At 64.1% G+C, this 12,187-nt stretch carries 9 protein-coding genes; 2 read left to right on the forward strand and 7 right to left on the reverse strand.

Going from position 1 to position 12,187, the window contains the following annotated elements; translation table 11 throughout:
- Positions 1-89 precede the first annotated feature (89 nt).
- A complete protein-coding gene (locus tag P6U25_RS32625) occupies positions 90-1,073 on the forward strand; it encodes a phosphatase PAP2 family protein (RefSeq protein WP_407148835.1) in 984 nt (327 codons plus the stop codon).
- Between the two features lie 307 nt (positions 1,074-1,380).
- Positions 1,381-2,841, forward strand: coding sequence for a hypothetical protein (locus P6U25_RS32630; protein WP_407148836.1), 1,461 nt, complete (start codon positions 1,381-1,383; stop codon positions 2,839-2,841).
- Between the two features lie 219 nt (positions 2,842-3,060).
- Here P6U25_RS32630 and P6U25_RS32635 read toward each other — a convergent pair whose 3' ends face one another.
- The 7 genes from P6U25_RS32635 to P6U25_RS32665 all read right to left on the reverse strand — a co-directional run bounded on the left by P6U25_RS32635 (position 3,061) and on the right by P6U25_RS32665 (position 12,069).
- On the reverse strand, positions 3,061-3,480 hold the full coding sequence (locus P6U25_RS32635; protein ID WP_407148837.1) for a DUF3052 domain-containing protein: 420 nt from the start codon (positions 3,478-3,480) through the stop codon (positions 3,061-3,063).
- Between the two features lie 11 nt (positions 3,481-3,491).
- Positions 3,492-5,414: an ATP-dependent zinc metalloprotease FtsH gene (gene ftsH, locus P6U25_RS32640; protein WP_407148838.1), complete on the reverse strand. Its 1,923-nt coding sequence runs from the start codon at positions 5,412-5,414 to the stop codon at positions 3,492-3,494.
- 254 nt (positions 5,415-5,668) lie between these two features.
- Positions 5,669-6,691 (reverse strand): tRNA lysidine(34) synthetase TilS, encoded by a 1,023-nt coding sequence (gene tilS, locus P6U25_RS32645; protein WP_407148839.1) that lies wholly within the window; start codon positions 6,689-6,691, stop codon positions 5,669-5,671.
- A 52-nt stretch (positions 6,692-6,743) separates the two neighbouring features.
- Positions 6,744-7,787, reverse strand: coding sequence for a tol-pal system protein YbgF (gene ybgF / locus P6U25_RS32650; RefSeq protein WP_407148840.1), 1,044 nt, complete (start codon positions 7,785-7,787; stop codon positions 6,744-6,746).
- Between the two features lie 241 nt (positions 7,788-8,028).
- Positions 8,029-8,523, reverse strand: a complete 495-nt coding sequence (pal, locus tag P6U25_RS32655; RefSeq protein WP_407148841.1) for a peptidoglycan-associated lipoprotein Pal — start codon at positions 8,521-8,523, stop codon at positions 8,029-8,031.
- A 309-nt stretch (positions 8,524-8,832) separates the two neighbouring features.
- On the reverse strand, positions 8,833-9,570 hold the full coding sequence (locus tag P6U25_RS32660) for an N-acyl amino acid synthase FeeM domain-containing protein (RefSeq protein WP_407148842.1): 738 nt from the start codon (positions 9,568-9,570) through the stop codon (positions 8,833-8,835).
- A 171-nt stretch (positions 9,571-9,741) separates the two neighbouring features.
- Complete coding sequence (locus P6U25_RS32665; protein WP_407148843.1) at positions 9,742-12,069, reverse strand: putative bifunctional diguanylate cyclase/phosphodiesterase; 2,328 nt, start codon at positions 12,067-12,069, stop codon at positions 9,742-9,744.
- Between the last annotated feature and the right edge of the window lie 118 nt (positions 12,070-12,187).

A 12,187-nucleotide genomic window follows, 5' to 3' on the forward strand; every position in this document is an offset into this window, starting at 1 on the left:
CGACCGGGACGGATCGACATTGCGCACCGCCGTTATCTTCATCTTAAAGGAGGTCGAGGAATCTACCGCTCTCATCATCGGGTGCGGTCATGACTGAATCGGACGCCCGCCTTGCCTGGCGGCTCTTCAATCTCAACTGGATTCCGATTGCTGCGATGAGCTTCGTGCTGCTGCTCGCGGTGCTGTTTGCAGGCTTCTCGCTCGAGCCGGTCGCGTTCGGCGTGATGAGCGGTATGGCCGGCGAATTCGCGCTGATGGTCTATCTGTATTTCTGGGCGCGCGGATCGGCGGCCGATCCGAAACTGCTGTTCGGGCTCGGCGCGATCGCGCAGTTGCTCTTGATCGTGACGATCATGGGGCCGTTGACCTATGTGGCGCTCGCACTGAACTGGCCGCTGCAGGATCAAGCCTTCCTCGCGATCGATCGCGCGATGGGACTCGATCCGGAGGCGCTGCTCCGCTTCGTGAACGACCACGCATGGCTGATGAGCTCGCTTGTCACCGGATATGGCTTCATCAAGTGGTTTCTGCTGGGCGTTCCCATCATCCTGGCCGCAACGCTGCGGCTGATCAGGCTGCAGCAGTTCGTCGCTGCCTACAGCCTCGCATTGGCCATCACGCTCGTGATCTCGGCGCTCGTTCCGGCAATCGGCACCTTCTACGGCCTGAACATCTCGCCCGCCGATTTCCCCGCCGTCCACGCCGAGGTCTATGCGGCCCAACTGCGCGACATGCTGGCGGTACGTTCCGGCGCGCTGCATCATCTCGAACTGTTCAAGCTTGCGGGCGTCGTGTCATTCCCGAGCTTCCACGCCGCGTCAGCCGTGCTCTACTTGTGGGCGCTGTGGCCTGTCCGCGTCATCGGCATCGTTGCCGCCGTGATGAACGTGTTGATGATCGCGTCAACGCCGGTGATCGGTGCCCATTACGTCATCGACGTAATCGGCGGCGTGCTGCTCGCCCTGCTCTGCATCGCAGCGGCAAACTACGCCACCGCCTTGCTCCGCAGCCGGGCGACGGCTGCCGCGCTTGGCTATGTTCCGGCAAGGCCGCTCGAAGCAGACGCGCGCTGACGGCAATTGCCCGAGGGCACAGGACCGATCCTCCGCCATGGTAAATCGCGATCTAACATGATCGTTCGATTTCAACCCATATGCGCCGGTGTCCTGCGGTTCGGCCGCTGCTCGGGCAAATTGTGCCGCAGATGGACGTGCGCGCGGCGGACGAGCGCTTCTCTACCCGCGACAGTTGAGTGCGGAGTTTACCCGAATTTATGGGAAACCATGATCCTGTAGCGGCGCGTCGCACCCGCTCCTTCTCCCGCTCAGGCCAAGAAAGCCCATGTCGATTTCCATCACTAGCAGCGTGACGAACCGCAATTTGACTCGAGGGCTTGTGCCGCTCTGCGCCGGTGTGGCCGCCTATCTGTTCTTCCTGTGCGCCGCAGAGATCCTGCTGCGGGATTCCGATACGCTGTGGCAGATCAAGGTTGGACAGTGGATCCTTGAGCACGGCGCCATGCCGTACACGGACGTGTTCACGTTCACCAAGTACGGCGAGGCCTGGATATCGAGCTCATGGCTGGCACAGGTGCTCTTTGCCATCACCTACGGTGCCGGAGACTGGGCTGGGCCGGCAATCCTGACGTCATTCGCGATCGGCGCGACGGTCACGATCTACCTCTATTTGTTGAGCCCGCATTTCGATTCAGCCCGCACGTTCCTGATCGCGGCCCTCGCGCTGCTGCAATCGGCGAGCCACTTCCTCACGCGGCCACATATGCTGGCGCTGCCGGTGTTGTTGGCCTTTATCGGCGGGCTGATGTCGGCCGCCGACCGCCGCACGCATCCCTCCTGGTTGCTGCTGCCGCTGATGACGTTGTGGGCCAATCTGCATGGCGGATTCGTGCTCGGACTGGCACTGATCGGACCGATCGGGCTGGAAGCGATCTGGAGTGCTGAGCCGAACCGCCGCGCTCAGCTCGCCATGCGCTGGGCGCTGTTCGGCATGGCCGCGCTCGTCGCGAGCTGCTTGACGCCCTATGGTTGGGGTTCGCTCCTGGGCGCGTCCAAGATTCTCAGCCTCGGCAAGCTGCTGTCGTTGATCTGGGAGTGGATGCCGGCCGACTTCAGCGAGTTCACCTTCTTCGAAGCCACGCTGCTGACGCTAATCGGCGTAGCCTTCTATCGCAAGCTGACGCTCTCGGTGCCGCGGATCTTGCTGCTGGTCGGCCTGATCTGGATGGCACTGACCCACGTCCGGAATATCGAGGTGTTCGCGTTCATTGCCCCGCTCGTGCTGGCCAAGCCGATCGCCGAGCAATGGGGGACCTCCGACGGCACATCCGCCTTCGAGGAAGCCCGATCGGCTCCGTTCATCACAATCCTTGCAACGATCGCGCTTGTCGTCGGAGCGTGGGCGTCGACGACGGCCTACGCGGCGCATCATCCCTTCCTTTTCAATTCGAAGGTCACTCCCGCTGCGGCCGTCGACCTGCTCCAAAAGCGCGGAGCCCAGCGCATCTTCAGCACCGCGCCGTTCGGCGGCTATTTAATCAGCCGCGATATGAAGGTGTTCATCGATGGCCGCGCCGAGCTGTACGGCGAGCAGTACGTGCTGGATTATATGGATGCGACCGAAGCCCGCGACGTCGGCCAGATGCTGAGCCTGCTCGACAAATACCAGATCGACGCCACGCTATTGAATACAACGTCCCCCATGGGATATGCGCTGGATCACGTGAGGGGCTGGAAGCGGATCTACAAGGACGACGTCGCCGTCATCCACGTCCGGTCGAACGAGCCGGCAGCCGCGGCAACCGCCGCGGAAAAGCCGAACTAGAGCATGATCCGGAAAAGTGCGGAGCGAATTTCCCTTGCGACAAACGCGGAACGCGTTTGCGCAGAGATCATGCTCAAACAAACAGCTAAAGCGCGACGACGATTCAATTCAAGCTCATCGCTCTTTAGATCGCGTTGGCGCACCATCCGAAGATGGATCGGCCCCCGGCCGACGGCGATCCCAATCGTGACATGCGAGCGAGGCAACGGGCTGCCGACGCTATTTCGGCACCCTGCCTCGCTCCTTCACCGGGATCACGAATTTCAGCCCCGACCAGACCTCGTCCACCGCGCACACCTTGATGTCGACAAGCCCTGTGGCGAGCGCGGTCTCGCGCACCGTCGTTTCGGTAAGGTCGGTCGCGACGCCTGAGCTCTTCTTCGGCCACGACACCCAGACCATGCCGTCCGGCGCAATCGCCTGCCGGTAGGCAGCGAGCTTGACCGCAAGCCCCTTGGTCTCGGCCGCGAACAGATGCACCACGTCCAGCGGTCCCTTCGCGGTCTTTGCCATCCGCACACCAAGAGGCAGTTCGCCGACGATGTCGGCATAGGCCACAGACAGTCCATCCACGAAAATGCAAAAGCCCGGCTTGAGGCCGAGCTTCTGCACAACTGACTTGCCGGAATAGCCGGCCATGGCCGCGGGGCTTATGCCTGCGGCTGCGGTTCCAAGCCGGCGTCCGGATCGGGACGCGGGCGCGGCTTGCCGGCCGGCGGCACCGCCGATGCACGCGGCGTTGATGGCTCCAGCACCGACTCGCGATTGGGCTTCTTGCCCTTCAGGAGGTCGGTGATCTCTTCGCCGGTCAGCGTCTCGAACTCGAGCAGGCCCTTCGCCAGCATCTCGAGGTCGTCGCGCTTCTCGGTGAGGATGCGGGTCGCTTCCTTGTAGCCTTCCTCGACCAGACGCTTGATCTCGGAATCGATCTTCTGGACGGTCGCCTCGGACGCATTCTGCGTGCGCGAGACCGACATGCCCAGGAACACCTCGTCCTGGTTCTCGCCATAGGACACGGTGCCGAGTTCTTCCGACAAACCCCAGCGCGTCACCATCATGCGGGCGAGGCGGGTCGCCTGCTCGATGTCGGAGGCAGCGCCCGAAGTCACCTTGTCGCGGCCGAAGATCAATTCTTCCGCGACGCGGCCTCCCATCATGATCGCGAGACGCGACGTCATCTGCTCCAGCGACATCGACAGCTTGTCGCGCTCCGGCAGTTGCATCACCATGCCCAGCGCGCGGCCGCGCGGAATGATGGTCGCCTTGTGGATCGGATCGGTCGCGACGACGTTGAGGCCGACGATGGCATGGCCGCCCTCGTGATAGGCCGTCAGCAACTTCTCTTCCTCGGTCATGACGAGCGACTTGCGCTCGGCACCCATCATCACCTTGTCCTTCGCCTCTTCGAACTCGGCCTGCGTCACCATCCGCTTGTTGCGGCGGGCGGCGGTCAGCGCAGCCTCGTTGACGAGGTTCATCAGGTCGGCGCCCGAGAAGCCGGGCGTGCCGCGCGCGATGGTCTTGAGGTTGATGTCCGGCGCCAGCGGCACCTTGCGAACGTGAACCTTGAGGATCTGCTCGCGGCCGACGACGTCCGGGTTCGGCACCACCACCTGACGGTCGAAGCGGCCGGGACGCAGCAGCGCGGGATCGAGCACGTCGGGACGGTTGGTCGCCGCGATCAGGATCACGCCCTCATTGGCCTCGAAGCCGTCCATCTCGACCAGCAACTGGTTCAGCGTCTGCTCGCGCTCATCGTTGCCGCCGCCGAGACCGGCACCGCGATGACGGCCGACCGCATCGATTTCGTCGATGAAGATGATGCAGGGGGCATTCTTCTTGGCCTGCTCGAACATGTCGCGGACACGGCTCGCGCCGACGCCGACGAACATCTCGACGAAGTCGGAACCCGAGATCGTGAAGAACGGCACGTTGGCTTCGCCCGCCACCGCGCGCGCGATCAGCGTCTTGCCGGTGCCGGGAGGGCCGACCAGCAGCACGCCGCGCGGAATCCGTCCGCCGAGCCGCTGGAACTTGCCGGGGTCGCGGAGAAACTCGACGATCTCCTGCAGGTCCTGCTTGGCCTCGTCAACGCCGGCGACGTCCTCAAAGGTCACGCGGCCGTGCGCCTCGGTCAGCATCTTGGCGCGCGACTTGCCAAAGCCCATCGCCTTGCCGGCGCCGCCCTGCATCTGTCGCGACAGGAAGATCCAAACGCCGATCAGCGCGATGAACGGCAACCAGGAGACGAGCAGCGACACGAACCACGGCACATTGTCGCCCGGCGGCTTCGCTGTGATCGAGACCTTGGCGTCATAGAGGCGCTTCACCAGGTTCGGGTCGCTTGGCGCATAGGTCTGGAAGCTCGAGCCGTTGGTAAAGGTGCCGTGAATCTCCGGTCCCTGGATCACGACGTCGCGGACGTGGCCCTGATCGACTTCAGTCAAAAGCTGCGAAAACGAGATGTCCTGCGAGGACGTGCGCTGGCCCGGATTCTGGAAAAGCGTGAACAACGCCAGCAGCAGCAAAACGATGATGACCCAGAGGGCGAAATTCCGCAGATTGGCGTTCATTTTGTTCCTTCGTGGTCGCGCGGATCGCGGCCTCTCCTATCCTTGGGCCGGCTCTGTGGGAATCCCCAGGGAATCCATCCCGTCGATGGCATACAATTTAGGTGTCGCTGGGGTCGATGCCAAGGGAACCACGCATGACTATTTACCGCATCCTAGCGCAATTCCCGGTCAAATAATGGCGTGGAATCCGGTGTTTTTCGGGGTGGTTAAGCCTCTCTGCCGGATAGCGACGACGATCGGATCAATCGCCGGGGTCATCGCGAGCGCGCGCGACGGGGCGGCGCTGGCTCAACCCGGATCCGACCGCCGGCTACGCTGACAACGGCCCCGGCAAGGGTCTGTTTCAGCCTCAGTCCGCGTTGCGCGATTACGCGATCCAATACCGCGAGCAAGGTCTCGACCTTGCCGAGTTCAGCGGGTCCTTCGTGTCCGGTCCGCTCAATGGCGCGCTTGAGCAGGCGAACACGAATCTCCTCTGGCATCGCGGCAAACAGCGCGGCATCGAGGCCTGGGCGGGAAGCATCTTTCTCCTTCAACGCGAGATAGCGCTCGGCGCCGTCCACCAGCACCTCAACGGCGGCATTGGCGCGCGCAAGCCGGGTCGCGAGCCGCGCCAAGCTCCTTGCATCGCCGCCCTCTTCCGCCAGAGCCGGCATCAATGCACGCAGCCGCGGCCGGGTGAACGCGAGATCACGGTTGGTCGGATCGTCGGCAAATCCGATGCGCGCCTTGTTCAGCGTTGCGATCAACCGTGACTTGGAAATATCGAGCAATGGGCGCGCCACCCGAACCCCATCGCGCTCGGTCTCGCGTGCCATCGCCGACAGGCCGGCGATGCCGCTGCCGCGGAGCATCCGCATCAGGAGCGTCTCGGCCTGATCGTCGCGGGTATGCGCGGTGAGGACATGCGTGGCGCCGTGCTTGCGCGCGGCCTGCACAAGCAGACGATAGCGGGCCTCGCGCGCCGCCGCCGGCACGCCGGTCCTCGGCTTCGGTCCGGTCCAGCGCAACGTGCTGTGAGCCAGGTCGAGGCTTTGCGCCAGCCGTTTGACGTCGCGGGCCTCGCGGGCGGCTTCCGGGCGCAGGCCGTGATCGATGGTGACGGCAATCAGCCGCGGGCCGCGCGAAAGCCCGCGGCGCCAGCGTGCGGCGAGCCACATTAGCGCAACGGAATCGGGACCGCCGGACACCGCGAGCACGATCGCAGGCGTGGACGCGAGGCCCGCGAACAGGCGTTTGGCGTCCCTTGCCGTGATGGCGGATTCGTCGTCGGGCATCGCAAGACCAGCATGTTGCGAGAGGGCCGTATGCGGCCTCCCCAAGGCTGGTTTAGCACTTCACCCGTTTTTGCTCACGGTCGACAGCGGCCTTCACGCTGCCGGACGCCCGCGGATATTTCCGTGTCACTTCGCCGAACGCGGCGCAGGCGGCTTCCTTTTCCTTGAGCGCTGCCAGCGACTGGCCGAGCCGCAACAGCGCGTCCGGCGCCTTGGCCGACTTGTCGTATTTGGTCGTGACGCCGAGGAAGGTCTCGGCGGCGTCGCGATATTGCTGGCGCTGGAAATAGCTTTCGCCGAGCCAGTATTGCGAATCCGCGACCAGCGGGTCGCTCGGATATTTGTGGGCGAAGTTCTTCATCGTCTCTTCGGCGAGCGCGTAGTCCTTGCGCTGCATATAGCCGATGCCGAGGTCGAACTCGTCCTTCGGCGTGGCCGACGGCGGCAAGGTGGTCAGCCCGCCACCAGCACCGGGAGCGCGCTGCGGGGCCGTATTGGCAAGATCGAGCGGCTCGCCTGCACCGCGGCCGCCGGGAGCGCCGATCCCGGCTTCGCTCGGCATCGGCAACTGGCCGCCGCCCAGCGCGCGGGGCGCACCGGGCGCATTCGGATTCTGGTTGGGATCGAAGGCATCACCGCGGCCGCGACGGCCAGGGGCCGCAGCCGGCGTCGGCTCCTGCACGATGGGCGCGGGAGCCGCGATTTGCGGCTGCTGCCCATAGCCGCCCTGCTCCTGCCGGCCGTATCCCGGCTGGGGCTGGCCGTAACCCTGCTGCGGCTGGCCATAGCCGGACTGCGCCTGCGGATAGGGCTGCGGCTGCTGCGCCGGCGGCACCGCCGCGACGCTCGGCTGCGGCACAGGCTGTCCGGGCGCGCCCGGCGGCTGACCGCCAAGCTGGCGCAGCCGCTCCTCAAGCTGGCGGTTGCGGTACTGCAACTCCTCGTTCTGCCCGGTCAGTTGCCGGAGCTGGTTCTCGAGCCGCTCGATCCGCATCTCGGCATCGGCGTCGTCGGATTGGGCAAGAGCTGGAACGGAAACGGCGAGCATCGCCGCGATCGCTGCGGCGGAACCAAGAAAATGCAATCTGGATGACATTTTGCCCTGACGACGATATCGACGTGAAAAGCGAGCCACATTGGGGGACGGAGTACGCCGGAATTGTGACTGGCCGTTCAAATCCCAGGCAGCGTCGCGCGGCTATGGTTTAGTGCCGGCGCCGCAACAAGCAAGCGGGCAATTCGCACAACGTCGTTCATCAAGCTGACAGGGCTGTCGCGCCGGCAAAGAAAAACCGGCGCCCGAAGGCGCCGGTTGAAGCATTGGCCGAAGCGTTGGCTCAGGAGCTCGCGTTCAGCACGGTGACGGCGCGGCGGTTCTGCGACCAGCAGGAAATGTCGTTGCAGACTGCGACCGGGCGCTCCTTGCCGTAGGAGATGGTGCGCATGCGGCTGGGATCGATGCCGCGCGAGACCAGGTAGGAACGCACCGACTGGGCACGACGGGCACCAAGCGCGATGTTGTATTCGCGGGTGCCGCGCTCGTCGGCATGGCCTTCAATGGTGAAGGAATAGCGATTGTAGGTCTGCAGCCACTGCGCCTGCTTGTCGAGGGTCGCGATCGCCTGCGGGCTCAGATCGGTCTGGTCGCTATCGAAAAACACGCGGTCGCCGACATTGACCACGAAATCCTGCTGGCTGCCCGGGGTCGCGGCGCTCGCCATCGCTCCATCGGCGCCGAGGCCGTTCTTGTTGGCGCAGGCACCCATCGACAGCGCCACCGCCAGAACCGCCGCCAGCTTCATACCCTGGAGGATACGCATCTGATGTTTCATTCCGGAGCCTCCACGCTCACGCTCTTCGTACTGTCATCCGATCTACAGGGCGATGGTTAAGCGAACGTTCCGTCAACCTTGACGAGACCTTGCCGGACCGCATCAAATGCCAGCCAATCGCGAAAAGCGCCCCCGATGGTTAATGGGTGGCAAATGTGGCGCGACGGTGAAGAGAAGGCAAGCTCCGCCGGAACCAGCCTGTTTTACAGACGATTTCGCGCCCGCGCGTGGCAGAACGGCGACAGGTCGTAGCGATTCGGGCGGGCAAGGCAGCCGCAACGAGCTCGACGTCTGCGGGCTGATTCCCAGTCAGGGATTCGGGACGATCGAGGCGCGCTCGAATGGCCTGACAAGGCTGTCGGCCGCGGAGTGGCCTTCGGCGCGCTCGAACAGCATTCGCCGCTCGAAGGCGCTCGAGCGAAGAAACGGATAGCGGGCAAGCACCCTCTCCCGTACCGACGGCAGATGTGCCGCCATCAGCCCGACCGGCTTCACGAGCCCGGGATAGAGGCGTGGTTCGGACCAGGTTTCGTGCAGAAAGACCCGACGGTAGAACGCCATGTGCTCGGGACGTACCGGCGCCAGGCCATAATCCGCGTTGAAGTGCACGCCTGCGGTCGAGCCAAGGCGTACTGTGACATACGGCAGTTCCGGACAGTTCCGTGCCTTCTCAGGATCCGCGACAAAGCGCGTTGAATCGATGAACACCAGACCCTGATCGAGTTTGGGATGCAGCACGTCGCCGAATACCTCGACGGTAGGGGCAATGCGGCACTCCGGCGTCACCACGGTGATGCGAATCGAGCTGCAGAGCTCGCCCTGCAGATAGACGCCAAAGACCCAGGCGTTCGGCGCCTCGTCATACTCATCGACAACACGCTCATGCGCGGACGGACGGATCGCGCCCTCACGCAAATAGGCCCGATAACGGAGCCGATAGATCTCGTCTTTCTGCTCCGGGGTCTGGGCGAGGCGGTAATCGACTTGATCCAACGGGTCCGCAAGCCGTCCTGTCGCGGGCTTGATGGCTTCGGCCGCGGACCTCATTTGGCACTCCTGACAAGCGAAACAACTTCTGCGCGTGCGGGAAAAGATTAACAGCATCTTAATTTTATGCAAAGCAATCGCGGGAACACGGTTAACCCGGGCAACCGCAAGCGCACCCTCGAGCCGTGCGGCCTCGACCTGTCACAACTATCGATTGCGATAAAGCGCCGATCAGGCGATCGAGCGGGAGGGGACCACGTGCAGCATCTCGTCGCTCCGCCGGCCATGCGACGCATTCAAAAGCTGCCGGATCCGCACCGCCGGAACCGGCCGGCTGAACAGATAGCCCTGCGCCTCGGTGACCGCCCCGTCGGCGCTGATCAATTCGAGCTGGTCGTTGGTCTCGATGCCCTCGACGACGACGGACATGCCGAGATCGGCCGAGAGCCGCGCCACGCCACGCAGCAGCGTCAGTGGACGGTCGCTGTCGATGCCTTCGAGGAAGGACCGGTCGATCTTGACCTTCTGCAGCGGGAAGTTGTGCAGGTAGCTTAGCGAGGAATAGCCGGTGCCGAAATCGTCGAGCGAGATCCGCACGCCGAGCGTCCGCAACTGCGACAGCAGGTCGTGGGTGAGCTGGGTGTTGTGCAGCAGTGATGATTCAGTGATCTCGATCTCCAGCCGGTGCGCCGGCAGGCCCGAGACCTCGAGCGCATACCGCACCTCGCTCAGCACGTCGCGCTGATGGAACTGCTGCGGCGAGAAGTTGACGGCGACGCTGACCGCCTCCGGCCACTTCATGCATTCCATGCAGGCCTTGCGCAGGATCCAGCGGCCGAGGTCGATGATCAGGCCCATGTCCTCGGCAACTGGAATGATGTCGACAGGCGAAACCGTGCCGCGCGCCGGATGGTTCCAGCGCAACAGGGCCTCGCAGGTGCTCACCTTGCCGGTCCGCAGGTTGATCAGCGGCTGATAGAACAGCTCGAACTCCTCGTTGGCGAGCGCCTTGCGCAGATCGAGCTCGAGGATGCGCCGCGCTTCGACGGTTTGCGCCATCTCGTCGCGGAAGAAGCAGAACGTGCCGCGGCCGTCGGCCTTGGCGCGGTAGAGTGCCATGTCGGCATTCTTGAGCAGGGTGTCGGCGCCGACACCCGGCGCGGTCATCGCGATGCCGACGCTGGCGCCGATCTCGACCAGATGGTTGTCGATCTTGTAGCGCTCGCTGAGCCGGTCGACGATGCGGCGGGCGAGAGCCGCGGCGTCGTCGTGCGACTGGATGTTCTGCTGGAACACGACGAACTCGTCGCCGCCGAACCGCGCCACGAAGTCCTCCGGGCGCAGCATCTCGCGCAGCCGATCGGCAACTGCGCACAAGAGCTGGTCACCGCAGGGGTGGCCCAGCGTATCGTTGACCTGCTTGAACTGGTCGAGGTCTACGAACAGCAGCGCCGAGCGTTGCTCGCTGCCGTAACGGGTCGCGAGCAGGCGACCGATCTCGTCACGGAAATTGACGCGATTGGGCAGTTGGGTCAGCTCGTCATAGCGCGCAAGGTGGCTGATCCGCGCCTCGGCGTCCTTGCGCTCGGTGATGTCTTCGACCAGCACCACGGTGCCGCCGCCGCTCATCGGCTGGAAGGTCCACGACAGCGCGCGGTTCCTGCTGGCGTCGGGATCGCTGGTAACGATCTCGCCGGCCTGTGAGTTCTCGATCTCGGAAAGAATCTGCCGCGACGTTGCCGCCGAAATCGCGCCGGACAGCACGCAGGCATTGCAAATATCGGATGCGCTCGCACCGCGCTGAGCGAAATCATCCGTCAGTTGCATCATCTCGATGAAGCGGTGGTTCATCACCGCGAGACGTCCGTCGGCGCGGAACATGCACAGCCCGTGCGGCATGTTGTTCAGAGCCGTGTCGAACTGGCCGGCCAGCGCCGCTTCGCGCTCCTTGGCGACCCAGGCGTTGACATAGATGCGTTGCAAGCTCGAGGTGAGGTGCCGGATGGCCGTGAAGAACACCAGGCTGAGCAGCGCAAGGGCGATGTGATAGGGTCCGCCGACGTACAGCAGCGCCGCGATCAGCGGACCGATCGACAGCAGCAGGTGCAGATGAAAGATCTGCGGGCGGCCGAAGGTCCGCCCGACCCCCGCCGACGTGTAGGCGACCACGGTCGTCACGCACAACATATGCGCGGCGGCATCGCTGGTCCTGAGCAGGACGGCGCCGCCCCAGATCCCGAGCACGATGCCATAGGCTATCGCCCCGAGCCGATACCGCCGTTCCCAAATCACCGACTCCTCGACGGTGAGGCGGGAATCGCGCTGCTTGTAGCGGTACATCTGCTGCGCACGCGCCAGGCCGACCACGATGAAGAGCGGCACGCACAACCAACACAGGAGGTCGCCCGTGACGGCCGCGATCACCGCGCCGGCAATCGCCGGGCCGAAGGCGCCGAAGATCATGGGCGCGGGATTCATAAAGAGAGAATCGACCAGCGCCGCGGAGATCGTCGGCGGCATCGGCTGATCCGGTTCTCCCGTCTGACTTGCAATCTGCATTGGAGGGGCGCGCGTCCTTATCAACTCGCACTTCTACCCGGTGCTGATGAAGTCTTTCTGAGGGAACATCGTTAGCGAGAGCTTGCCCCGCTCGGCACGCAGCTGGTATATTCCTTTA

It is taken from the genome of Bradyrhizobium sp. ORS 86 (assembly GCF_045571475.1).
In the GTDB taxonomy this organism is placed as follows: Bacteria; Pseudomonadota; Alphaproteobacteria; order Rhizobiales; family Xanthobacteraceae; genus Bradyrhizobium.